Below are 25,056 nucleotides of genomic sequence, written 5' to 3'. Positions count from 1 at the left end.
CGAAGTCGCAGCGACGGGATCATGCCCACCGCTAGATATTGATCTTCGATCCCAACTCGACCACCGCGTTGTTGGGCAGCCCGAGAAAGTCGGCCGCGCCGCTCGCGTTGTGGTGCATCTGCGCGAAGAGCTTCTCGCGCCAGGGGCGCATGCCGCTGCCGAGCGTCGGGATGACGACGTCGCGCGACAGGAAGTAGCTGGTCGTCATCGGCTCGAGCTGGCAGCCGCGCATGCGGGCGTTCTCGAGCGCGCGCGGCAGGTCGATCTCGTTCTTGAAGCCGTAGTGCACGACCACTTGCCAGCAGTGGTTCCCGAGCGGTTCGATATCGATGCGCTTGTTCATCGGGATCCACGGCACCTCGTGGTTGCGCACCGTGACGAACAGGTTTTGCTCGTGCAGCACCTTGTTGTGCTTGAGGTTGTGCAGCAGCGCATTGGGCACCGTGCCGGGCTCGGCCGTGAGGAACACCGCGGTGCCGTCCACGCGCAGCGGCGGGCTGACGAACACCGACCCCAGGAACGCGCGCAGGTCGATTGCATCGGCGCGCTGCACTTCGCCCATCAGGCGACGGCCTTCCTTCCAGGTGATCATCAGCGTGAAGACGAAGCCGCCGATCATCAGCGGGAACCAGCCCCCCTCGAACAGCTTCAGCAGGTTCGATGCGAAGAACATGAAATCGATGACGAAGAAGACCGAGGTCGCGCCAATGCACAGCGCGAGCGGCAGCTTCCAGGCGTAGCGGATCACGAAGAAGGTGAGCACGGTGGTGATCAGCATGTCGGTGGTCACTGCGATGCCGTAGGCCGCGGCCAGGTTGCTCGACGAGCGGAACATCACGACCGCCAGCACGATCGCCACGAACAGGCCCCAGTTGACCAGCGGGATGTAGATCTGGCCGGCGGTGCGCACGCTGGTGTGCTCGATCTGCAGGCGCGGCAGGTAGCCCAGCTGGATGACCTGGCGCGTGACGCTGAAAGCGCCGGTGATGAGCGCCTGCGACGCGATCACCGTGGCCGCGGTGGCCATCAGCACCAGCGGGATGAGCGCCCACTCGGGCGCCATCATGTAGAACGGGTTCTTGACCGCTTCGGGGTTCTCCAGCAGCAGCGCCCCCTGGCCGAAATAGTTGAGCGTGAGCGCCGGCATGACGACCGAGAACCAGGCGATGCGGATCGGGCGCTTGCCGAAATGACCGAGGTCGGCGTAGAGCGCTTCGGCACCCGTCACGCACAGCACCGTGGCGCCCAGGATGATGAAACTGGTGCCCGGGTTGTCCCAGATGAACTTGAGCGCGTAGTGCGGACTCAGCGCTTTCAGGATCTCGGGATGGTTCAGGATCTGCGACACCCCGAGCACCGCGATCACCAGGAACCAGGCCAGCGTGACCGGCCCGAAGAACTTCCCGATGCCCGCCGTACCGCGCTTTTGCACCGCGAACAGCCCGAACAGCACGACCAGCGTGATCGGGATCACATAGTGCTTGAACGCGGGCGAGACCACTTCGAGGCCCTCGACCGCCGAGAGCACCGAGATGGCCGGCGTGATGACGCCATCGCCATAGAAAAGCGACGTGCCGAAGATGCCCACCACCAGCAGCACACTGCGCAATTTCGGTTTGTCATGCACCGCGCGGGACGCCAACGCCAGCATCGCGACGAGGCCACCTTCCCCCTCGTTGTCGGCCCGCAGCACCAGCACGACGTACTTGATCGACACGATGATCGTCAGCGTCCAGAAGAACATCGACAGGATGCCGTAGACGTTCTCCACGGTGAAAGGAACGTGGCCGTGGCCGAACACCTCCTTCACCGCATAGAGGACGCTCGTACCGATGTCGCCGTAAACGACGCCGATGGCCGCGAGGATCAGCGCGGCAGAAGTGGATTTGGGGGCTGACACAGACTCGTGGAGAAGCGCGGCAGGCCGCGGTGCGACATTGTGCCGCCCAATCTCAGGCGCCTGTCACTCGTAGACTTCTGCGTCGGGGTTGGTCGCTTCCATTTCGTAGCTGGCCGCGACCATCGCCAGGCGGCCGACCACGCCGTACATGTAGAAGCGGTTCGGCGCGCTCGCACCCGGCTTGGCGCCCGGCTGAGGCAAGTGCGCACTCTCCGAAAAAGCCAATGGCACGAAGCTCGCACCCGGCGACGCCAGGCTTTCGTCGGGGCTGCGTTCGGCGTGCACGCGGTAGAACCCGCCGACCACGTAGCGGTCCATCATGTAGACGACCGGTTCGGCCACGCCGTTGTGCACCCGCTCGTTGGTGAGCACGCCCTCCTGCACGATCACCTCGTTGATTTCGAGGCCGGTGCGGGTACTGCTCATCTTGCCCTTGGGCTTCTTGCCCAGCGCGTCGAGGTCTTTCACGTCGCGCACCGTCATCACGCCCATACCGGAGCCGCTCGCATCGCCCTTGACAATGACGAAGGGCTTCTCGTTGATTCCGTATTCCTTGTACTTGCGGCGCACCTTGGTGAGCATCGCGTCGACATGGCTGGTGAGCACGTCGAGCCCCATGCCCTCGGCGAAGTTCACGCCGTCGGCTTTGGAATGCATCGGGTTGATCAGCCACGGATCGATGCCCAGCAGCTTGCCGAAGCGCTTGGACAACTCTTCGTAGCCGTGCAGGTGATTGCTCTTGCGGCGCACCGAACTGCCCGCGTGCAGCGGCGGCAGCAGGTATTGCTCGTGCAGGTCTTCCAGGATGCCCGGCGTGCCGGCCGCCAGATCGTTGTTCAGCAGGATCGTGCAGGGATCGAAATTCTTGAGCCCGAGGCGCCGCTTGGTCCGCACCACGGGCTCCAGACACACGGTGCCGCCGTTCGGCAATTCGATCGTCTTGGGTGACTTGATCGCCGGGTCGATCGAGCCGACCCGCACGTTCAGCCCGGCCATCTGGAAGATGTGCACCAGTTGCGCGACGTTCGCCAGATAGAAGGTGTTGCGCGAGTGGTTTTCGGGGATGACCAGCAGGTTGCGTGCTTCGGGACAGATCTTCTCGATCGCCGCCTGGGCGGCCTGCACCGCGAGCGGCAGCATGGCCGGGGTCAGGAAATTCCAGCCGCCGGGAAAGAGCTTGGTATCGACGGGGGCCAGCTTGAAGCCGGCGTTGCGCACATCCACTGAGGTATAGAACGGCGGCGTGTGCTCCATCCACTCGAGCCGGAACCAGCGTTCGATGGCGGGCATCGAGTCGAGCACGCGTTGTTCGAGCTCATTGATCGGGCCGGTCAGGGCGGTGACGAGATGCGGAACCATGCGGCGGCCTTGTTGGACGTGTTCTGAATACTGGAGCGGGATTGTAGGATTTTGGGGCCGCCGCCCCGAATGACAAGTTGTCTCAGGTGCGTACTTCGCCCTGGCCCAACACCACGTATTTGAGCGAGGTCAGGCCCTCGATGCCTACCGGCCCGCGCGCATGAAACTTGTCGGTGCTGATGCCGATTTCCGCGCCGAGTCCGAATTCGAAGCCGTCCGCGAAGCGGGTGCTCGCATTGACCAACACGCTGGCCGAATCGACCTCGCGCAGGAAACGCTGGGCGTTGACATGGTCGCGCGTGACGATGGCGTCGGTGTGGTGGCTCGAATAGTGGTTGATGTGCGCGATCGCCTCGTCCACGCCGGCCACCACCTTGATGCTGATGACGGCCGCCAGGTATTCCTCGGACCAGTCCGATTCGACCGCGTCGACCACCGCGAAGCCGGCACCGCGCAACACGGCCGCGGCCGTCGCGTCGCAACGCATCTCGACACCCTTTGCTGCGAAGACGGCCCCGATCTGCGGCAGGAACGCGGCGGCGACTGACGCCGTCACGAGCAGCCCTTCGGCGGCATTGCAGGGGCTGTACTTCTGCGTCTTGGCGTTGTCGACGATCCTCTGCGCCATGTCGAGTTCGGCGCTGTCGTCGACGTAGACGTGGCAGTTGCCGTCCAGATGCTTGATGACGGGCACCTTCGCGTCGCGGCTGATGCGCTCGATCAGCCCCTTGCCGCCGCGCGGAATGATCACGTCGACAAACTGCGGCATCGTGATGAGCTGGCCGACGGCTTCGCGGTCGGTGGTTTGCACGAGCTGCACGGCATCGCGCGGCAGGCCGGCCTCGTCCAGCGCGGCGCCGACCAGCGCGGCCAACGCCTTGTTCGACTCGATGGCTTCGGAGCCGCCGCGCAGGATGGCCGCGTTGCCGCTCTTGATCGCCAGGCTGGCGGCCTCGATCGTGACGTTGGGACGGCTCTCGTAGATCATGCCGAAGACGCCGATCGGCACGCGCATCTGGCCGACGCGGATGCCGCTCGGCTGCTGGCGCATGCCGATGATTTCGCCGATCACGTCGGGCATGGCGGCCAGCTGGTCGCAGCCCTCGGCCACGGTGGCCAGCACTTTCGGGGTGAGCTTCAAGCGATCGACCATCGGCGCCGACAGGCCGGCCGCCGTGGCGCGCTCGACGTCGCGACGATTGGCCGCGTCGAGCGCCGGCCCGGCGTCGCGCACCCGCCGCGCCAGCGCTTTCAGGGCTCTCGTTTTGGTAGCGGCGTCGGCCTTCGCCATCAGGGCTGCCGCCGTTTTTGCCTGCAAACCCAAGGCTTGCATGTGCTCATGGACATTGAACGCGTTCATCCGGGCATTTTCCCACTCTTGCGCTTGCCATTGCGATATGTCGCGGCTACCCTACGCCCCGTCACACATCGTAGTACTTAAGGTTTCATATGAAAATCAGGCACCTGCCCCGGGGAGGGGTGGCCGCGGCATGCGCGGCACTGGCATTGCTGGCTTCTTGCGGTGGGGGCGGGGGCGGGGGCGGGGGCGGGAGCGGATTTCCGGTCATCGGCGCACCGACACCGACCCCTTCGCCAGCACCTGCACCCGCACCGGCCCCAGCGCCCGGTCCTGTGGCCGGCACCGATCCCACATCCACCCCGGCGCCGGCGCCTGCTCCCGTGAAGGCCGCCGTCCTCGCGAGCCCGCAGGCCGACAGCAAGCTCGCCGCGACCACCGTGTCGTTCGATTGGCTGGCCACCGGCGCGGATGAATACCGGCTGACGGTCAATGCATCCGGCGCCACGGTGCCGCTCTACGACGGCAAGACCACCGACACCCGTGTGAGCGTGGCGACACTGCCCGTCGATGGCAGTGCGATCACGGTGCAATTGCAAACCCGCGTGAAAGACGCGTGGCTCGATCCGGTCAGCTACACCTTTACCGCCGCCGGCTACACCGCCGCGCAGTCCACCGCCGCCAAACAGCCGTGGAGCGAAGTCATCGACCTGCCGCTGGTGCCCGCCTCCGCCGCCAACCTGCCCGACGGCAAGATCCTGATCTGGTCGGCCCGTGCGCCCACCTATTTCGGTGCGAACGAAGGCACTGCCACGTACACCTCGGTCTTCGATCCGGTCGCGAAAAAAGCGACGGCGGCTACGACGACCAATCCCGGCCAGGAGATGTTCTGCGAAGGTCTCAGCATGCTGGCGGACGGCGCCATCATGGTGTCGGGCGGCAGCGATGCGGGCAAGACGTCCATCTACGACAGCACCACCGCCAAATGGACGCAAAGCGCGATGCTGAACGTGCCGAGGGCCTACAACGCCAGCACCACGATGTCCGATGGCTCGGTGTTCACGGTCGGCGGGTCGTGGAACGGTGGCCTCGGCGGCAAGGTGGGCGAGGTCTGGTCGGTCACCAACAAGACTTGGCGCACGCTGCCCGGCGTGCCGTCGAACATGCCCGACGCCAGCAACGTGGCCGACCCGCCGCTCAATGGCCCCGACGCGGCCGGCTTCTACCGCGCCGACAACCACATGTGGTTGTTCGGCCAGGCGGACGGCTGGGTGTTCCAGGCGGGCCCGAGCGCCGCGATGCACTGGATCGACACGCGCGGCGCCGGCAAGATCGTCCAGGCGGGCCTGCGCGGCGACGATGCCTATGCCATGACAGGCAGCGCCGTGATGTACGACACCGGCAAGATTCTCAAGGCGGGTGGCGCACCGAACCATGACTCGGGTCAGGCCTTCAAGAGCGCCTACATCGTCGACATCAACGCCGGCCCGCCGAAGCCCGCGACAGTCCGCAAGGTCGCACCGATGGCGTATGGCCGCACGTTCCTGAACAGCGTCGTGCTGCCCAACGGCGAGGTGATCGTCGTCGGCGGACAGACGCAGCCGGTCGGCTTCTCCGACGCCTACGGCGTGCTCGCGGCCGAGCTCTGGAACCCGGTCACCGAGACCTTTGTCACGCTGCCGCCGATGCAAAAGGCGCGCAACTACCACAGCATCGCGCTGCTGCTGATGGACGGCCGCGTGATGTCGGGCGGGGGTGGCCTGTGCGGCTGTGCCGGCGACCACCCCGATGCCGAGATCTACACCCCGCCCTACCTGCTCGCACCCGACGGCTCGCCCGCGCCGCGCCCGGCGCTCACCGATGCACCCGCCAGGGCGACATGGGGCGACACCATCGCGGTCAAGACCGATCGCGCCGTGGCCCGCTTCTCGCTGGTGCGCATGGCCTCGACGACGCACTCGGTCAACACCGACCAGCGCCGCATCCCGGTGAGCTTCACCGGCAGCGCGGGCGACTACGCGCTGTCGATCCCGACCGATCGCGGGATGCTGCTGACCGGCAACTACATGCTCTTCGCGCTCGACGCCAAGGGCGTGCCGAGCGTGGCGCGGACGATCAGCATCCGCTAGCGAAAAAGGCTGCTGCATGACGAAGAACCTCTCACGCTCGCCGTGGCGCGGTCTGCTCGCACTGACCATCGCCATGCTGCTGGCGGTGGCCGTGGTTGCAGGCGTCGACGGCTGGCGGGAGCGGTCGGCACTGCAAGCCAAACTGACCCGTGGCGGACAGCTGTTCGACGGCCAGGAGCCGCTGGCCGGCATCTTGGCCGGGCACGCCGCGCCGATGCCGGCCGGCGCCATGCGCTGCAGCCAGTGCCACATGGGACCCGGCCCGGCGTCGCCCGTGGCCATCACGGCCCAGCCGCTGGGCCCGATCCTTGATCGCGCGCACTTGCAAGCCACCTTGTCGCGCCGCAACGGCCCGCCCACCGCCTACGACCTGCCGGGCTTTTGCCGCGCCCTGCGCATCGGTATCGATCCGGCGCACGTGACGCTGCCGCGGGTCATGCCGCGCTTCGAGATCGACGACGCGCGCTGCGACGCGCTGTGGACTTACCTCACCCAGGAACCGACATGAACACGCGCGTCCCCGACTCATTTTGCGGCCGGCGCCGACGCCTCATCGCCGCGGCCGGACTCGTCGCATTGGGCAGCCGGACCGGCGCCGCGCTGTCGGACGGCATGGGGCCGGTTCGGCCGAGAAGCGCGCCACCGTCGCTCCAGTTGCTTCGCAGCGACGGCCGCTCACTGCCTTTGGGCGAGCAGTTGAAAGGCGGTGTCACGGCTGTGCAGCTCATGTTCACGGGTTGCAGCGCCGTGTGCCCATTGCAGGGCGCATTGTTCGCTTCGTTGCAGGCGGGGTTGGCTGCGCGGTCGATGGGCGACGTGCGATTGCTCTCGCTCAGCATCGACCCGCTCGGTGACTCGCCCGCGGCACTGCGCGCCTGGCTGAAGCAGTACGGCGCCGATGCCCGCTGGAGCGCCGCAGCACCCGCCGCGAACGACCTCGACCGCATGCTCGATTTCCTCGGAAAGCGCGGCCAGACCACCGGCGACCGCCACACCACCGAACTCCATCTGTTCGACCGCGAAGGCCGTCTCGCCTGGCGCACGAGCGGGCTGCCGCCGGTTGCCGAAGTGCTCGGCGCGCTCCAGCAACTCCGGGCTTGAAGCGCGCCTCTTCAGGGGACGCACACATGACCTCATCGCCTTCGAGTCGCTTGCCAGTCCTCGCCCTCTTGCCCGCATTGCTTCTTGCCGCCTGCGGCGGTGGCGGCGGTGCCAGCGGTATCGGCTTCCTCCCCGGCACGACCGGCACGGCAGGCGCGCCCGCCGCCACCGAACCGGGTGCGCCAACGTCGCCCTCCTCACCGACCACCACGCCCGCAACCCCCGCAGCGTCCGCGCCGCGCGCCGCGGCCCTCGTCAGCCCCGCCGCGGACAGCAAGTTGCCCGGCGCCGACGTGCGCTTCAGCTGGGGTCCGACCGAGGGCGACGACTACGCGCTGCGCATCGAATCCGCCTCGTCGACCACCCCGCTCTACGATGGCATCGTCACCGGCAGCGAGACGACCGTGAAGGGCCTGCCGACACAAGGCGAAGCGCTGACGGCGACGCTCACGACGCGCAAGGACGGCGTGTGGCTCGCGCCGGTCGTGTACCACTTCACCGCGGCCGGTTACACGGCGCTGCAGTCGAACGCTGCCGTGCAGCCGTGGACGGACCCGATTCCGCTGACGCTGGTCCCCGCCGCCGCCGCCAACCTGCCCGACGGCCAGTTGCTGTTGTGGGCGGCGGGCAGCGACGACGGCATGGGCGGGCTCAACATCACCGGCCGCACGCTCACCGCCGTGTTCGATCCGCAGACGCAAACGGCCACCCCCCGCATGGCGACCGAAACCGGCCACAACATGGTGTGCCCCGGCATCAGCATGCTGGCCGATGGCAGCTTCATGGTGACCGGCGGCTGGGACAGCGGCAAGACCACGCTGTACGACCCGTCGCTGGGCGGCTGGGTCGGGGCGTCGTCGATGAACATCGCGCGCGGCTACCAGTCCAGCACCACGATGTCCGATGGGTCGGTGTTCCTCGTCGGCGGCTCCTGGAACGGCCTCGCGCTGGGCGGCAAGTACGGCGAAGTCTGGTCGGCGTCGGCCCGGACCTGGCGCACGCTGAGCGACGTGCCTGCCGACATGCCCTCGGCCGCCAACGCCAACGACCCGCCGCTGGCCGGCCCCGACCTCGGCGGCTATTTCCGCGCCGACAACCACATGTGGCTGTTCGGTTCGACGGACGGCTGGGTGTTCCACGCCGGCCCGAGCGCGGCGATGCACTGGATCGACACGCGCGGCAACGGCAAGATCGTCCAGGCCGGCCCGCGCGGCGACGACGCCTACGCCATGACCGGCGGCGCCGTGATGTACGACGTGAACAAGATCCTGAAAGTGGCCGGCTCGCCGGGCCACGACTACGGCATCCCGCTCAAGACGGCCTACAGCATCGACATTTCAGCCGGCGCGCCGAAGCCCCCCACGGTGCGCAAACTGGCACCGATGGCCTACGGCCGCACCTTCTCGAACAGCGTGGTGCTGCCCAACGGCGACGTGGTGGTGATCGGCGGCATGACCGAACACGGTCCGACGCCAGACGACTTCTCCGTCCTGACGCCCGAGCTGTGGAATCCGGCCACCGAGACCTTCATGCCCCTGAGGCCGATGCAGGTGCCGCGCAACTACCACAGCGTGGCGCTGCTCCTGATCGACGGCCGGGTGCTGGCCGGCGGCGGCGGCCTCTGCGGCACGGGCTGCGCCGCGAACCATCCGAACGCCGAGATCCTCACGCCGCCCTACCTGCTGACGCCGAACGGCAAGCTGGCCGAACGACCGGCCATCACAGCGGCGCCCGCGCTCACCACCTACGGCAGCGTGATCGCGGTGAAGACGGATCGCGCGGTGAGCCATTTCGCGCTGGTGCGCATGGCGTCGGCGACGCATTCGGTCAACACCGATCAACGGCGCATCCCGGTGAGCTTCACGGGCGCGACGGGGGACTACGCGCTGACGATCCCGACAGAACGCGGCGTGCTGCTGCCCGGCAACTACATGCTGTTCGCGCTCGACGCCCAAGGCGTGCCGAGCGTGGCGCGGACGATCAACGTCCGCTAGGCGGTGCGTTGGCGCAGGCGCGGCACAGCATCAGCGCGAGCCGCTGCAGCGCCTGCCAGCCGTTGGCCGGCCAGTCGGGCTGCTTCAAGCCCTTGACGATGCCGTCGACCACGTGCGCGGCGCGCAGCAGGCGCGCCAGCAGCCGATCGTCCATGCGCGGCAGCACCCGCTCGAAGGCGCGCTCGCGCGGTCCCCAGATGCGGTTCTCGCGCAGCGCCATCGGCAGCGGGCGGCCGGCGGCCATGGCGTCTTTCACGCGCTTGAGCGCGCGAATGTCTTCGGCCAGCGTGTAGTGCACCAGCACCTCGGCCTCGCCCTCGGCGCGCAGGCCGTCGAGCATGCGCGCCACGCGCACCGGGTTGCCGCCGAGCACCGCTTCGGACAGCTTGAACACGTCGTAGCGCGCCACGTTGTTGACCGCGCCTTCGACCTGTTCCCAGCTCAGCTCACCTGCCGGATGCAGCAACGCGAGTTTCTGGATTTCCTGGTGCGCAGCCAGCAGGTTGCCCTCCACGCGGTCCGCGAAGAACTGCAGCGTGCGCTGTCCTTCGTCGCCGGCCTTCACGCGCTGGTTCTGCGTGGCCAGACGTTGCGCGATCCACTGCGGCAGCGCGGCGCGCTCGACCGGATCGACCTGCAGGCTCACGCCGTTGTTCTCGAGCGCGGAAAACCACGCGCCGGTTCGCGTCGCCTTGTCCAGCCGCGGCAGCATGACGAGCGTGAGCGTGCTGTCGTTGCCGCGCGCCTGCTCGGCGATGTGCTGAAGCGCCGCGCTGCCGTCCTTGCCCGGCTTGCCCGACGGGACGCGAATCTCGACGATCTGCTTGTCGGCGAAGAGACTCAGCGAACCGCCGGCGGCCAGCACGGCGCTCCAGTCGAAATGCGCACCCGCCACGGTGTAGCTGCTGCGCTCGGTGTAGCCCTGCGTGCGCGCCACCGCGCGAATCGCATCGGCGGCCTCTTGCGCGAGGAGCGGCTCGTCGCCGTGCAGGGTGTAGAGCGAGCGCAGTCCCTGCTGCAAGTGCCCGGTGAGCTGGGCTGCGGCGAGTTGCATCGCTTCAGGCGGTCAGAGTTGCTTCACGGCACCGAGACGGCGCACCACCTGCTGCGCCACATCGCTCTGCATGTCGCGGTAAAGCAATTCGGCTTCGCTCTCTTTGGCGATCGCATTGGTCTCGTTGTAGGTCAGGTCGCGGCGCTGCTCGATGGTGGTGGGGCCGAGCAGCTCCTTGCCGCCGGGCGTCACCACCTTGAAGCGGAAACGCAAGCTCAGCTCGAGGTCGCGGACCAGCCCCGAGGTGTTGGTCGACACCACGTTGCGACCCCGCTCCTCGGCCAGCACTTCGACGATCGCGTCCGCCGCGATCGCGGTATCGAGCGTGCCCGCCGGCCCGGCATCGACGACGGTGACCGTGCCGGCCGCGCGCAGGTTGCGGCGGATCATGTTCACCGTGGCCGACGAGCCCCGCACCGAAATGGTCTTGAACGCGAACACCGGCGGCTTGCGCAGCTCGAAGCCGCAACCCGCCAACGCGAGCAACGGAACGCCGAGAAGGGCGAGCGCGCCGCGGCGCGTAGGGAGTGAGGTGGCTTTCATGGGACCGATCAAAGGACAACGTTGACGAGACGACCGGGCACGACGATCACGCGTTTGACGGCTGCGCCTTCGGCGTGCGTCGCGAACACCTCGCTGGCCAGCACCAGCGCTTCGATCTCCTGCTTCGACGCACCGGCCGGCACGCTCACCGAGCCGCGCAGCTTGCCGTTGATCTGCAGCATCATGTCGATCTCGTCTTGCACGAGCGCAGCGACATCGACCACCGGCCAGGGCGCATCGAGCAGGTCGCCCGACGCGTCGACGTAGCCGAGTTCGCGCCAGAGCTGGTGCGTGATGTGCGGCGTGGCCGGATAGAGGCAGCGCAGCAGGATGCCGAAGCCTTCGCGCACGGCGGCCGCATCGCCGGGACTGCCATCGGGCTTGAAGCCCTCGAGCGCGTTCAACAGCTTCATCGCGCCCGACACCACCGTGTTGTATTGCATGCGCTGGTAGTCGTAGTCGACCTGGCGCAGCACCGTGTGCACTTCGCGACGCAGCGCCTGGGCGCCCTTGCCGAAAACGGGTGCCGCGCCCTTTCCACCGGCGGGCGCGGCGCTCGCCTGGAGCGCGACGCCGAAGTTCCAGACGCGGCGCAGGAAGCGCGAGCTGCCTTCGACCGCGGCGTCGTTCCACTCCAGCGTGGCCTCGGGCGGCGCGGTGAACATCGTGTACAGCCGCGCGGTGTCGGCGCCGTATTTTTCAATCAGGTCCTGCGGGTCGACGCCGTTGCGTTCGCTCTTGCCCATCTTGCCGACGCCGCCGTATTCGACGGTCGTGCCGTCGGCCAGCGTGCCGCCGGTGATGCGGCCGGCCGCGTCGAGCACCGGCGTCACTTCGAGCGGCGGAAAGTAGTCCTTGCCGCCCGACGCACCGCGCTTGTAGTAGATGTGGTTGAGCACCATGCCCTGGGTCAGCAGCTTGGCGAAGGGCTCGTCGACCGTCACCAGGCCGAGGTCGCGCATCACTTTGGTCCAGAAACGGGCGTAGAGCAGATGCAGGATCGCGTGCTCGATGCCGCCGATGTACTGGTCCATCGGCATCCAGTATCTCGCGCCCTCGCCGACCATGGCCGTGTCCAGCTTCGGGTCGCAGTAGCGCATGAAGTACCACGATGAATCGACGAAGGTGTCCATCGTGTCGGTCTCGCGGCGCGCGGGTTGGCCGCACACCGGGCACACCACGCCGGCGTGGAAACCTTCGTGCTTCAGGAGCGGATTGCCCGAGCCGTCGGGTACGCAATCGGTCGGCAGCACGACCGGCAGGTCTTTCTCCGGCACCGGCACCGCGCCGTGTTCGTCGCAATGGATGATCGGGATCGGCGTGCCCCAGTAGCGCTGGCGGCTCACGCCCCAGTCGCGCAGTCGCCAGGTCGTCTGCAGTTCGCCGAGGCCCTTGTGCTGCAGCGCATGGGCGACCGCCGCGACCGCTTCCTTGAAGGACATGCCGCTGAAATTGTCGGAGTTGATGGTGACGCCGCGCGTCTTGTCGCCGTACCAGTCCTGCCACCGGTGGTAGTCGAAATGCGGCTCGTCGTCGACCAGCACGACCTGGATGATCTCGATGCCGTACTTGTTCGCGAAGGCGAAGTCGCGCTCGTCGTGCGCGGGCACGCCCATCACGGCGCCGTCGCCGTAGCCGATGAGCACGTAGTTGCCGACCCACAGCGGGACCGGCTCGTCGGTGATCGGATGCCGCACCACGAGGCCGGTGTCGACGCCCTTCTTTTCCTGCGTGGCGAGTTCGGCCTCGGTCGTGCCGCCGCCCTTGACGTCTTCGATGAACGCCGCCACGGCGGGGTTCGTCTTGGCGGCGTGCAGCGCGAGCGGATGCTCGGGCGCGACGGCGCAGAAGGTCACGCCCATGATCGTGTCGGCGCGCGTGGTGAACACGTACATGCGGCCGTCCTGGATCGCCTGGCCGTCGTCGCCGCGGATGTCGTGCGGGAACGCGAAGCGCACGCCTTCGCTCTTGCCGATCCAGTTCTCCTGCATCAGCTTGACGCGTTCGGGCCAGCCCGGCAGCTTGGTCTGTGTGTGCTCGAGCAGTTCGGGCGCGTAGTCGCTGATCTTGAGGTAGTAGCCGGGGATCTCGCGGCGCTCGACCGTGGCACCGGTGCGCCAACCCTTACCGTCGATCACCTGCTCGTTGGCCAGCACGGTCTGGTCAACCGGGTCCCAGTTGACGACCTGCGTCTTGCGGTAGGCGATGCCGTTTTCGAGCATCTTCAAAAAGAGCCACTGGTTCCACTTGTAGTAGCCCGGATCGCAGGTCGCGATCTCGCGACTCCAGTCGATCGCCAGCCCCATCGCCTGCAGCTGGCTGCGCATGTAGTCGATGTTCTCGTGGGTCCACTTCGCGGGCGGCACACCGTTCTTGATGGCGGCGTTTTCGGCGGGCAGGCCGAAAGCGTCCCAGCCCATGGGCATGAGCACGTTGTAGCCCGACATGCGCAGGTAGCGCGCCAGCATGTCGTTGATGGTGTAGTTGCGCACGTGGCCCATGTGCAGCTTGCCGCTGGGGTAGGGCAGCATCGAGCAGGCGTAGTACTTCTTCTTGCTCGCGTCTTCGGTCACGCGGTAGGCGTCGACAGCGGTCCATTGGGCCTGGGCGGCCGACTCGACTTCGCTGGGTTTGTAGCTGGGGTTCATGGCGTTCACTGGAGCCCGGCGCCGGGTGGCCGGGAACCCCGGGATTATCGCGGCTGCGCTCAGCCCGCGGGCCGGGCCGCCGTTTCAGGCGCCGACGCGCTCCAGCCGCCGCCCAGCACCTTGTAGATGACGAGCCGGTTGGCCTGCTCGGTGAGTTGCAGGCCGATCAGCGTCTGCTGCGCCGAATACAGCGAGCGCTGGGCGTCGAGCACGTCGAGATAGCCGGCGCGGCCGCTGCGGAACAAGGCCTGCGACAGCTCGAAGCTGCGCGCGCTGGCCGCCAGCAGCGACTGCTGCGCACTGAGCCGCTCGGCCATGGTGCGACGCTCCGCCAGCGCATCGGCAACCTCGCGAAATGCGGTCTGCAGCGTCTTCTCGTAGTTCGCGAGCTGGATCTGCTGCTGCGCCTCGGCCACGCGCAGGTTGGCGCGGTTGAAGCCGCCGTCGAAGATCGGCACGCTGACCGAGGGTGCGAAGCTCCAGGCCTTGCTGCCGCTCTTGAACAGGCCCGACAGGCTGCTGCTCGCGGTGCCGGCCGAAGCGGTGAGCGCGATGCGCGGAAAGAAGGCCGCCCGCGCCGCGCCGATGTCCGCGTTGCTCGCCTGCAGTGCGCGCTCGGCCGCCAGCACATCGGGCCGCTGCTGCAGCACGCTCGAAGGCAGGTCGGCCGGCGGAGCCAGCAGCCGGGCGACCGGCGCCGCTGCGGCAACGGTGCCGCCCTGCGGCAACAGGTCGTCGGGCGGCAGGGTGCCGACCAGCAGCGTCAGCGCGTTGCGATCCTGCTCGACCAGGCTGTCGAACGCGGCCGCATCGGCACGCGCCGCATCGACCGTGCTCTGCGACTGCGCGAGCGCCAGGCCCGACTGCGCGCCCAGCGCGTGGCTGCGCTCAATGAGGTCGTAGGACTTGCGCTGGCTTTCCAGCGTGTTGCGCGCGAGCTGCAGGCGCTGCTCATCGGCCGCGAGCTGCAACCAGGCGGTCGCCACCGACGCGACCAGGCTGATCTGCGTGCTGCGCCGCGATTCTTCGGTGCCGAGGTAGCTCTGCAGCGCCGATTCGCCCAGGTTGCGCACCCGGCCGAACAGGTCAAGCTCGTAGCTCGTCAACCCGAGGTCGGCGCTGTATTGCGACGCGACGCGCGACGCGCCGCTGGTCGACAGGCTGCCCGGCGTGCGCGAGCGGCTGCCGCCGGCGCCCGCGTCGATGACCGGGAACAGCGCCGAGCGCGTGATGCCGTACTCGGCTCGCGCGCGCTCGATGTTGAGCGCCGCCACGCGCAGGTCGCGGTTGCTTTCCAGTGCCAAAGCCACCGTGCGGCGCAGCTTGTCGTCGGTGAAGAAATCCTGCCAGCGGGTGTCGAGCGCGGTCGCCTCGCCGGCCGCGGCGGGTGCCACCGCGTCGCTGCGGCTTTGCCACGCCGCCGGCACCGGCGCGGCCGGGCGGGCGTAGTCGGGCGCGAGGTTGATGCAGCCGGCCAGGCACGCGAGCGCCACGAGGCTGCAGGCCAGCGGCACGGGGCGAAACGATGGAGATTCGATGCGTGTCATGTCAGCCTTCCTGCCCGGCCGCATCGCCAACGGCCGCTGGCGGGACCGGCTTGCGCCTGCGCTCCAGCAGCGTTCGGATCATCACGAAGAACAGCGGCACGAAGAAGATGCCGAGCGCCGTGCCGAGCACCATGCCGCCGAGCACGGCGGTGCCGATCGATTGACGCCCACCCGCACCGGCGCCCGTGCCGATGGCCAGCGGCAACACGCCGAAGCCGAAGGCCAGCGACGTCATCAGGATCGGCCGCAAGCGCAGGCGCACCGCCATCAGCGTCGCGTCGATCGCGCTCTTGCCCTGCTCCTGCAGGTGCTTGGCGAACTCGACGATCAGGATCGCGTTCTTGGACGACAGCCCCACGGTGGTCAGCAGCCCGACCTGGAAGTACACGTCGTTGCTCAAGCCCCGCACGCCGGTGAAAAGCAGCGCGCCGACGATGCCCAGCGGCACCACCAGAATCACCGAAAACGGCACCGACCAGCTTTCGTACAGCGCGGCCAGGCACAGGAACACGAACAGGATCGAAATGGCGTACAGCATGGGCGCCTGCGAGCCCGACAGCCGCTCCTGGTAGGACGCGCCGGTCCATTCGTGGCCGATGCCCTGCGGCATCTGGCGCATCACCTCTTCTACCGCCTGCATTGCCGCGCCGGAGCTCACGCCCGGGGCCGCGTCGCCCACGAACTCGTAGCTCGGACTGCCGTTGTAGCGAATGAGCTGGGGCGAGCCATACGTCCAGCGCGTGGTCGAGAACGCGCCGAACGGCACCATCTGGCCGAGCGTGTTGCGCACGCTCCATCGCCCGATGTCGTCGGGCAGCATGCGAAAGGCCGTGTCGCCCTGTAGGTACACGCGCTTCACGCGGCCGTTGTTCAAAAAGTCGTTGACGTAGGTGCCGCCCATGGCCGTGGACAGCGTGCTGTCGATCTCGCTGGTCGGGACGCTCTGCGCGCCGGCGCGGGCATCGTCGATGTCGACCGCGAACTCCGGCGTGTCTTCCAGGTTGCTGGTGCGCACGTTGGCCAGTTCAGGGCGCTCGGCCATCAACCGCAGTGCTTCGTCGCGCGCCTTGAGCAGCGCATCGTGGCCCAACGCATTGAGGTCTTTCAGGTAGAAATTGAAGCCCGCGTTGGCGCCCAGTCCGCGCACCGCCGGCGGCAGCGCGACGAAGATGCGCGCGTCACGGATCGCCGCCAGGTCCTTGCTGCCGCGCCGCGCGATGGCGGCGGCCGACTGGTCCTTGCCGGTGCGCTCGCGCCAGTCCTTGAGCTTGACGAAGGCGCGCGCGGAACTCTGGTCGCCGTTCTGGCCGGTGATCACGTTGATGCTCACGACCTCGGGCTGCCGCGCGAAATAGTCCTGCACCTGCGTGATGATCGGCTGTAGCCGCGCATTCGAGGAGGCTGGCGGCAAGGTGATCTGCACCGACACGAAGCCCTGGTCTTCGTCGGGCAGGAAGGACGTCGGCAGCCGCAAGAACATCACGGCCATCACCACGCAGAGCGCGAGATACACCAGCAGGCTGCGCTTGCTGCGCCGGATGATGGCGCCGACCCAGCCCTGATAACGGTCGGCCGCGCTGTCGAAGCGCCGGTTGAAGCCGATGAAGAAGCGGTCGACCCCGCCGAAGAGGCCGCGCCGCGGAGCGCCGTGGCCGTGCGCCCCCTTGGCGACCGGCTTGAGCAACGTGGCGCACAGTGCCGGCGTGAGGCTCACCGCCACCAGCACCGACAGCACCATGGCCGAGACGATGGTGATGGAGAACTGCCGGTAGATCACCCCGGTCGAGCCGCCGAAGAAAGCCATCGGGATGAACACAGCCGACAACACCATCGCGATGCCGACCAGTGCCGGCGTGATCTCGGCCATCGATTTCTTCGTGGCCTCGCGTGGCGACAGGCCCTCCTCGCTCATCACCCGCTCGACGTTCTCGACCACGACGATCGCGTCGTCCACCAGCAGGCCGATGGCCAGCACCAGCCCGAACATGGTCAACGTGTTGATCGAATAGCCGAAGACGGACAGCACCCCGAACGTGCCCAGCAGCACCACCGGCACCGCGATGGCGGGGATCAGCGTGGCGCGGAAGTTCTGCAGGAAGATGTACATCACCAGCACGACCAGCACCATCGCCTCGATCAGCGCCTTGACCACTTCGTCGATCGACGCGCTCACGAACGGCGTGGTGTCGTAGCTGACGAAGGTCTCCATCCGGTTGGGAAAGAACGGCTTGAGTTCGGCGATCTTGGCGTTGACCGCCGCGGCCACCTGCACCGCATTGGCGCCGTCGGCCAGCACCACGCCCAGGCCCGCGCCGGGTCGGCCGTTGAGCAGCGAACGCACCGTCAGGTTTTCGGCACCGAGCTCGATGCGCGCGACGTCGTGCAGCCGCACCACCGCGCCGTCGGGCGTGGCCCGCAGCACCACGGCGCCGAACTGGTCGACCGTCCTGAGCTTGCTGCGCGCGGTGATCGTGGCATTGAGCTGCTGACCGCTGGCGGCCGGGAGCGCGCCCAGCTGGCCGGCCGACACCTGCGCGTTCTGCGCCTGCAGTGCGCTGTTCACGTCCGACGCCATCAGCGCGTACTTGCGCAGCTTGTCGGGGTCCAGCCAGATGCGCATCGCGTAGCCGGTGCCCAGCGTCTGCACTTCGCCCACGCCGTCGATCCGGCTGATGACGTCGACCAGGTTGCTCGAGATGTAGTCGCCCACGTCGACCGCGCTGGCGCTGCCGTCGCCCGAGAACATCGACACGATCATCAGGAAGTCGTTGCCGCCCTTGATCACGAACACGCCGCGGGTCTGCACCTGCTGCGGCAGCCGCGCCATGGCGGGCTGCAGCTTGTTCTGCACCTGCATCTGCGCGGTGTCGATGTTGGTGCCGGGCGCGAAGGTGAGCGTGAGGCGCGACACCCCCGACGAATTGCTGGTGCCCTGCATGTACAGCAGGTTGTCGATCCCCGTCATCTGCTGCTCGATCACCTGGGTGACGGAATCTTCGACCGTCTTGGCCGAGGCGCCGGTGTAGGTCGAGACGACCGACACGCGCGGCGGCGCGATGTCGGGGTATTGCTCCAGCGGCAGCGTGCGGATCGACATCAGCCCCGCGAGCATCACGATGATGGACAGCACCCACGCGAAGATGGGCCTGCGAATGAAGAACTGCGCCATGGCGGTGCCTCAGCGCGCAGCGGAAGGGGCGGCGCTGGCGACGGTGCCCGGCGACGCGCCGGCGGGCAGCGGTCCGCTGCCGCTGGCGGGCGCCACCTCGATCGCCTTGACCAGGTCGCCCGCACGGGCGCGCTGCATGCCTTCGACCATCACGCGGTCGCCGGCGGCCAGGCCGCTCAGCACCTGCCATCGGCTGCCGACCGCACGGCCGACGACGATCGGCCGCTTGGCCAGCTTGCCCTCGCCGTCCACCACGAGCGCCGACGCGCTGCCGTCGGCGGCGCGGGTCACAGCCTGCTGCGGCACCAGCAGCGCCGCGTCGTCGACGCCTTCCTGCAGCACCGCGCGCACATACATGCCGGGCATCAGCAAGCCGTCCGGATTGGGCATCACCGCGCGCAAGGTCACCGTGCCGGTGCCGGCGTCGACCGTGACGCCACTGAAGGTCAGGCGGCCATCGTTCGGGTAGGCCGTGCCGTCTTCCAGCAGCAGGCGGATGCGCGCCTCGTCGCCATTGCCGCGCTGCAACCGGCCGCTGGCGAGTTCGCGCTTGAGGCGCAGCAGTTCGCTGCTCGACTGCGTCACGTGCACGTGCACCGGGTCGCGCTGCTGCACGGTGGTGAGCGCCATGGTCTGGTTGGCGGTGACGAGCGCCCCCGGCGTCACGCTCGAGAGCTCGACCCAGCCGGTGATCGGCGAATTGATGCGGGTGTAGCCCAGGTTGATGCGGGCCGTCTGCTCGGTCGCGCGGGCCACGGCCAGCTCGGCCTCGCCCTGCTGCACGGCGGCCTGCGACTCGTCGTTGACCTGCTGGCTGATGGCGTCGATCTTGACCAGCTCGGTGTTGCGTTTGGCCACCGTGCGCGCCGTCGCCAGTGCCGATTCGGCCTTGCGCACGCCGGCTTGCGCGCTGGCATACACGGCCTGGAACGGCGCCGGGTCGAGCTGGTACAGCGCCTGACCTTCCTTGACCTGGGAGCCCTCGACGAACAGCCGCTTTTGCAGGATGCCACCCACCTGCGGCCGGATTTCGGCGATCACCGGCGCCACCGTGCGTCCCGGCAGTTCGGTCTGGAACACCGCGCGTTCCGTCTTCACGGTGACCACGCCGATCTCCTTGGGTCGGCTCGCCGCCGCGCTGTCGGCACTGGCGGCGTCGGTCTTCTTGCAGCCCGCGACGAGCACGCTCGCCGCCAGCAAGACCCCGCAGCCGATCCGCAGCGACAGGGAAAAACGGGTCTTCGGGTATTCAGGGATGGGCATGGAAGGCGTTCGGGCGTGCGGTATGGCACGCCGATGGAGTGGAAGCCGGGGCATCGAGTTCACCACAGCGGGCGCAATCACGTCAGCTGATGGTCAGCTTTACAAAGCCGATACACGCGAGCCCGATGCCGGCAGGGAGAAGTGGGGCGCCGGTCGCGTGCCATCATGGCGGCTCGCCCTCCTTCGCGGACGTTTCCTGCCGAGCCTGCCCATGCCAACGCTGACCGCCCCCGAAACCCAAGCGCTGATGCGCGCCGAGCATGGCGATCCCTTCGCCGTGCTCGGCCTGCATGAAACCCCCCAGGGGCTGGTGGTGCGGGCCCTGATGCCCGGCGCCCGCAGCGTGGCCGCCTTGCACAGCCGCACCGGCTGGCCGCTGGCCGTGCTGGAGCGGGAACACGATTCCGACGTTTTCAGCGCCCTCGTGCCGGCGGCGCAGGCGCGCCTGGGCTATTCGCTCCAGGTCGACTGGGGCTCTCACAGCTCGGAACTCCAGGATCCGTACCGCTTTCCCCCCGTGCTCGGCGACACCGACGTGTGGCTGCTGGCCGAGGGAACGCACCTGCGCCCGTGGGAGCGACTGGGCGCACACCTGCGAGAGCTGGACGGCGTCAAGGGCGTGGCCTTTGCCGTGTGGGCGCCGAACGCGCGCCGCGTCTCGGTGGTCGGCGATTTCAACAATTGGGACGGACGGCGCCATGCGATGCGCTTTCGCCCGGAGTGCGGCGTCTGGGAAATATTCGCGCCGCACGTCGCGACCGGCGACGCGTACCAGTTCGAAATCCTGTCGGCGCAGGGCGAGGTGCTGCGCAAGGCCGATCCGTTCGCGTTCTCGGCCCGGCTGCGCCCCGACACCGCCTGCGTCGTGGCGCCGCTGCCGCCCGCCGTGGCACTGCCGGCAGGCCGCGCCGAAGCCAACGCCCGCGACGCGCCGATCAGCATCTACGAGGTGCATCTCGGCTCGTGGGAGCGCAAGAACAACGGGCAGGACTGGCTCGACTACAGCGAGCTGGCCGACACTCTCGTGCCCTACGCGCGCGACATGGGCTTCACGCACATCGAGCTCATGCCGGTCACCGAGCATCCGTTCGACGGCTCGTGGGGTTACCAGCCAATCGGCCTCTACGCGCCGACCTCGCGCTTCGGAACGCCGGGCGACTTCCGCTATTTCGTCGCGGTGGCGCATGCCGCCGGACTCGGCGTGATCCTCGACTGGGTGCCCGCGCACTTTCCGACCGACGCGCACGGCCTCGGCACCTTCGACGGCACGCCGCTCTACGAATACGCCGACCCGCGCGAAGGCTTCCACAACGACTGGAAGACGCTCATCTTCAACTACGGTCGCAACGAAGTGCGCAACTACCTCGTGGGCAACGCGCTGTACTGGCTGGAGCGCTACGGCATCGACGGTTTGCGCGTGGACGCCGTCGCGTCGATGCTGTATCGCGACTACAGCCGCGCGCCGGGCCAGTGGATTCCGAACGCGCACGGCGGGCGCGAAAACCTGGAAGCGATCGACTTCCTGCGCCGCATGAACCACGTGGTCGGGGTCGAGCGGCCCGGCGCCGTCACCATTGCCGAAGAGTCGACCAGCTTCCCCGGCGTGACGCGCCCGCCCGAAGACGGCGGCCTCGGCTTCCACTACAAATGGAACATGGGCTGGATGAACGACACGCTGGCCTACGCCGGCACCGACCCGGTCCATCGCAAGCACCACCACCAGAAGATCACCTTCGGCCTGATGTACGCGCACGACGAGAACTTCGTGCTGCCCTTCTCGCACGACGAAGTGGTGCACGGCAAGGGCTCGATGATCGGCCGCATGCCGGGCGACGACTGGCAGAAATTCGCCGGCCTGCGCAACCTGTACGGCTACCTCTGGGCGTACCCCGGCAAGAAACTGCTCTTCATGGGCAACGAGTTCGCGCAGGTCACCGAATGGAACGCCGACCGCAGCCTCGACTGGCACCTGCTCGACCACGAGGGCCTGCACCGCGGCGTGAGCCGGCTGGTGCGCGACCTGAACAACGTCTACCGTCATTTCCCCGCGCTCTATCAACAGGACAGCGAAGGCGACGGCTTCGAATGGATCGTGCACGACGACGTCGACCAGTCCGTCTTCGCCTTCGTCCGGCGGGCAAAGGATGGGTCGTTCGTGATCGCCGTCTGCAATTTCACGCCGGTGGTGCGGCCGGCGTACCGGCTCGGCGTCCCGGCGGCCGGGTCGTACCGCGAGATCATCAACACCGACAGCGCGACCTATGGCGGCAGCGGCGTGGGCAACGGCGTCGTCGCGAGCACCGCGCACGGGTGCCACGGAAAGGCGGATTCGATCTGCATCGACGTGCCGCCGTTGGGGACGGTGATGTGGGTGCTGGCATGAGGCTCGCCTGCGATCTGCGTCATGGACATGCCACCAGAGAATTTGTACAATAAAACGTACAACTACCGAGGTTCTCTATGGATGCCATCACCTACTCATCCGCTCGTGCGAACCTGGCTCGCACGATGGACCGTGTGTGCGAAGACCACGAGGCCTTGATCATCACCCGCAACGGCGAGCAGGCGGTGGTGATGCTTTCGCTGGACGACTACCAGGCCCTGGAAGAGACGGCGTACTTGTTGCGCAACCCCTCGAACGCCAAGCGGCTGCTTTCTGCGACCTCCCAATTGAACGAAGGCAAGGGCGTGGAGCGAAAGCTTGCCAAGTGAAGTTGATCTTCGCCGACGAAGCGTGGGACGACTACCTCTCTTGGCAGAAGCAGGACCGGAAGATGGTCGAACGAATCAACAAGCTGATTGCCGAAGTCACGCGCGATCCGTTCGCCGGCGTGGGCAAGCCTGAACCGTTGAAGCATGCGCTGGCGGGCTACTGGTCCAGGCGCATCAACGACGAGCACCGGATGGTCTACAAGATCGAGGGGGGCTCGCTGCTGCTGGCGCAGCTTCGATACCACTATTGATGCGCAAAGACTCATGAACCCCGGAACCCCCCACCCGCTTGGCGCCACGCCGACAGCGCAAGGCATCCACTTCGCCCTCGTCGCGCCGAACGCGACGAAAGTCGAGCTGTGCCTCTTCGACCACGCCGGAAAAAGCGAGCAGCAGCGCATGGCGCTGCCCGCCTGCACCGACGGCGTGTGGCACGGCCTGCTGCCGAGCGGCCGGGCCGGCCTCGTTTACGGCTACCGCGTGCACGGACCCTGGGCGCCGCGCGAAGGCAAGCGCTTCAACCCGGCGAAGGTCGTGCTCGACCCGTATGCGCGTGAAGTCGTCGGCCACTACGGCGGCGAAGACATCTTTGCCGGCCACAGCGCGGCAGACCCGATGCAGCCCGACCGGCGCGACAACGCCGCGCTCGCGCTCAAGGCGCGCGTCACCATGCCGCTGCCCGCCGCACCGGCCGGCCGCGCGCGCATTCCCGCCGGTGAACGCGTGCTCTACGAAGCCCATGTGCGCGGCCTGACCCGGCGCCATCCGGCCGTGCCCGAAGCGCTGCGCGGGCGCTACGCCGGCCTGGCGCATCCGGCCGTGCTCGACCACCTGCAGCACCTGGGCGTCACGACGCTGAGCCTCATGCCCGTGCAGCACCGCTGCGACGAACAGCGCCTGCTCGGGCTCGGCCTCACCAACTACTGGGGCTACAACACCATCGGCTGGTTCGCGCCCGAGCCGCGCTACTGGAGCGGTCAGGTCGGCACCACGCCGGCCAGCGAATTCCGCGCGATGGCCGACGCGGTGCACGCGCGCGGCATGGAACTCGTCATCGACGTGGTCTATAACCACAGCGCCGAAACCGACGAATTCGGCCCCACGCTCTCGATGCGCGGCATCGACAACACGCTTTATTACCACCTGCGACCCGACGATCGCGCCCTCTACGAGAACTGGACCGGCACCGGCAACTGCCTCCGGCTGGACGAACCGCGCGTCGTCCAGCTGGTGATGGACAGCCTGCGCCACTGGGTCACCGAGTTCGGCGTCGATGGCTTTCGCTTCGACCTCGCACCGGTGCTCGGGCGCAACGCGAGGACGGGTTTCGACCGACGCGCGCCCTTCTTCGCCGCGCTGCTGCAAGACCCGGTGCTCTCGCGCACCGTGCTCATCGCCGAGCCGTGGGACATCGGCCCCGGTGGCTACCAGCTCGGCGCGTTCCCGGCGGGATGGCTCGAATGGAACGACCGCTACCGCGACACGCAGCGCGGCTTCTGGCTGCGGCAGGGCCTTGCAGGCGGCGCCGGGCTCGGCGACTTCGCGCACCGCGTGACCGGCTCGAGCGCACAGTTCCAGCACGACGGCCGCGCGCCCACCGCGAGCGTCAACTTCATCGCCGCGCACGACGGCTTCACGCTGCGCGACCTGGTGAGCTACGACGCGCGCCACAACGAAGCCAACGGCGAGCACAACCGCGACGGCCACGGCGACAACCTGAGCCGCAATGGCGGCGTCGAGGGCCCGACCGACGACCCCGCGATCCTGGCCGAACGCACCCGCCTGCAGCGCGTGCTGCTGGCCGCGCTGATGCTCTCGCAAGGCACGCCGATGCTGCTGGCCGGCGACGAGCTCGGCCACAGCCAGCAGGGCAACAACAACGCCTATTGCCAGGACAACGAGATCACCTGGCTCGACTGGTCGGCGGCGGACCCGGCGCTCGGCGATTTCGTGGCGCGCCTGGCTGCGCTGCGCCGCGCAGCGCCTGCCCTTCGCAGCACGCGCTGGTGGCCGACCGACGCGGCGGCCGCCGCCTCCGGCACACCCGGCGTTCACTGGATGCATCCCGAAGGCCGGCCGATGGCGTCGTCCGACTGGGACCGCGGCACGGCCCTTGCAATCCTGTTCGATGCGGCGACGCCCGACGCGGCGGCCTGGCTGGTGCTGGTGAACGCCGGTGCCGCACCGGTCGAATTCACGCTGCCGCCAGGCGACTGGAACGGCTGCCTGTCGAGCGACCCCGCGGACGATCCGGGCCCGGTGCCCCGTCCGCTGGGGCGCACCCTGACGGTGCCGCATTCGAGTCTGTGCGTCGCAAGAACGTAGGAGCCAGTGGCACCG

General features: G+C 68.0%; 17 protein-coding genes. 8 read left to right on the top strand and 9 right to left on the bottom strand.

Annotated features, from left to right (window positions below; translation table 11 throughout):
- Positions 1-31 precede the first annotated feature (31 nt).
- The 3 genes from AX767_RS11910 to AX767_RS11900 form a co-directional block, all read right to left on the bottom strand.
- A complete protein-coding gene (locus AX767_RS11910) occupies positions 32-1,900 on the bottom strand; it encodes a potassium transporter Kup (RefSeq protein ID WP_068631540.1) in 1,869 nt (622 codons plus the stop codon).
- Between the two features lie 63 nt (positions 1,901-1,963).
- Complete coding sequence (gene gshA, locus AX767_RS11905; RefSeq protein ID WP_068631539.1) at positions 1,964-3,259, bottom strand: glutamate--cysteine ligase; 1,296 nt, start codon at positions 3,257-3,259, stop codon at positions 1,964-1,966.
- 82 nt (positions 3,260-3,341) lie between these two features.
- Complete coding sequence (locus AX767_RS11900; RefSeq protein ID WP_068631538.1) at positions 3,342-4,619, bottom strand: glutamate-5-semialdehyde dehydrogenase; 1,278 nt, start codon at positions 4,617-4,619, stop codon at positions 3,342-3,344.
- 320 nt (positions 4,620-4,939) lie between these two features.
- Here AX767_RS11900 and AX767_RS11895 point away from each other — a divergent pair, with 320 nt between their 5' ends.
- The 4 genes from AX767_RS11895 to AX767_RS11880 are packed head-to-tail and all read left to right on the top strand — an operon-like array spanning position 4,940 to position 9,780.
- Positions 4,940-6,685 carry a galactose oxidase-like domain-containing protein gene (locus AX767_RS11895; RefSeq protein ID WP_068631537.1) on the top strand — a complete coding sequence of 582 codons (1,746 nt, stop codon included), beginning with the start codon at positions 4,940-4,942 and terminating at the stop codon, positions 6,683-6,685.
- A 16-nt stretch (positions 6,686-6,701) separates the two neighbouring features.
- A complete protein-coding gene (locus AX767_RS11890; RefSeq protein ID WP_068631536.1) occupies positions 6,702-7,193 on the top strand; it encodes a hypothetical protein in 492 nt (163 codons plus the stop codon).
- A complete protein-coding gene (locus tag AX767_RS11885; protein ID WP_068631535.1) occupies positions 7,190-7,786 on the top strand; it encodes an SCO family protein in 597 nt (198 codons plus the stop codon). The genes AX767_RS11890 and AX767_RS11885 overlap by 4 nt, the downstream gene beginning before the upstream one ends.
- Positions 7,787-7,812: 26 nt before the next feature.
- Entirely contained in the window at positions 7,813-9,780 is a 1,968-nt protein-coding gene (locus AX767_RS11880; protein WP_082754999.1) for a galactose oxidase-like domain-containing protein, read from the top strand.
- Here AX767_RS11880 and holA read toward each other — a convergent pair.
- Genes holA through AX767_RS11850 form a run of 6 tightly spaced genes read right to left on the bottom strand, consistent with a single transcriptional unit; the run spans position 9,767 to position 20,004 of the window.
- On the bottom strand, positions 9,767-10,834 hold the full coding sequence (gene holA, locus AX767_RS11875; protein WP_068631533.1) for a DNA polymerase III subunit delta: 1,068 nt from the start codon (positions 10,832-10,834) through the stop codon (positions 9,767-9,769). The genes AX767_RS11880 and holA overlap by 14 nt on opposite strands.
- Positions 10,835-10,846: 12 nt before the next feature.
- Positions 10,847-11,377: an LPS-assembly lipoprotein LptE gene (locus AX767_RS11870; RefSeq protein WP_068631532.1), complete on the bottom strand. Its 531-nt coding sequence runs from the start codon at positions 11,375-11,377 to the stop codon at positions 10,847-10,849.
- Positions 11,378-11,385: 8 nt separating this feature from the next.
- Complete coding sequence (leuS, locus tag AX767_RS11865) at positions 11,386-14,025, bottom strand: leucine--tRNA ligase (RefSeq protein WP_068633627.1); 2,640 nt, start codon at positions 14,023-14,025, stop codon at positions 11,386-11,388.
- A gap of 59 nt (positions 14,026-14,084) precedes the next feature.
- Complete coding sequence (locus AX767_RS11860) at positions 14,085-15,572, bottom strand: efflux transporter outer membrane subunit (RefSeq protein ID WP_068631531.1); 1,488 nt, start codon at positions 15,570-15,572, stop codon at positions 14,085-14,087.
- Position 15,573: 1 nt separating this feature from the next.
- Positions 15,574-18,741, bottom strand: coding sequence for an efflux RND transporter permease subunit (locus AX767_RS11855; RefSeq protein ID WP_068631530.1), 3,168 nt, complete (start codon positions 18,739-18,741; stop codon positions 15,574-15,576).
- 9 nt (positions 18,742-18,750) lie between these two features.
- Positions 18,751-20,004, bottom strand: coding sequence for an efflux RND transporter periplasmic adaptor subunit (locus tag AX767_RS11850; RefSeq protein WP_156481033.1), 1,254 nt, complete (start codon positions 20,002-20,004; stop codon positions 18,751-18,753).
- A 211-nt stretch (positions 20,005-20,215) separates the two neighbouring features.
- Here AX767_RS11850 and glgB point away from each other — a divergent pair, with 211 nt between their 5' ends.
- The 4 genes from glgB to glgX all read left to right on the top strand — a co-directional run bounded on the left by glgB (position 20,216) and on the right by glgX (position 25,041).
- Positions 20,216-22,387, top strand: coding sequence for a 1,4-alpha-glucan branching protein GlgB (gene glgB / locus AX767_RS11845; RefSeq protein ID WP_068631529.1), 2,172 nt, complete (start codon positions 20,216-20,218; stop codon positions 22,385-22,387).
- A gap of 77 nt (positions 22,388-22,464) precedes the next feature.
- Positions 22,465-22,716: a type II toxin-antitoxin system Phd/YefM family antitoxin gene (locus tag AX767_RS11840; RefSeq protein ID WP_068631528.1), complete on the top strand. Its 252-nt coding sequence runs from the start codon at positions 22,465-22,467 to the stop codon at positions 22,714-22,716.
- A complete protein-coding gene (locus AX767_RS11835; protein WP_068631527.1) occupies positions 22,713-22,967 on the top strand; it encodes a Txe/YoeB family addiction module toxin in 255 nt (84 codons plus the stop codon). The genes AX767_RS11840 and AX767_RS11835 overlap by 4 nt, the downstream gene beginning before the upstream one ends.
- A 13-nt stretch (positions 22,968-22,980) precedes the next feature.
- Positions 22,981-25,041 (top strand): glycogen debranching protein GlgX, encoded by a 2,061-nt coding sequence (gene glgX, locus AX767_RS11830; protein WP_068631526.1) that lies wholly within the window; start codon positions 22,981-22,983, stop codon positions 25,039-25,041.
- The last annotated feature ends 15 nt before the right edge of the window (positions 25,042-25,056 follow it).

The organism is Variovorax sp. PAMC 28711 (assembly GCF_001577265.1).
Taxonomy (GTDB): Bacteria; Pseudomonadota; Gammaproteobacteria; order Burkholderiales; family Burkholderiaceae_C; genus Variovorax.
The sequence above is the reverse complement of the archived record's forward strand: the minus strand, read 5'-3'. Positions and strand labels throughout refer to the sequence as shown.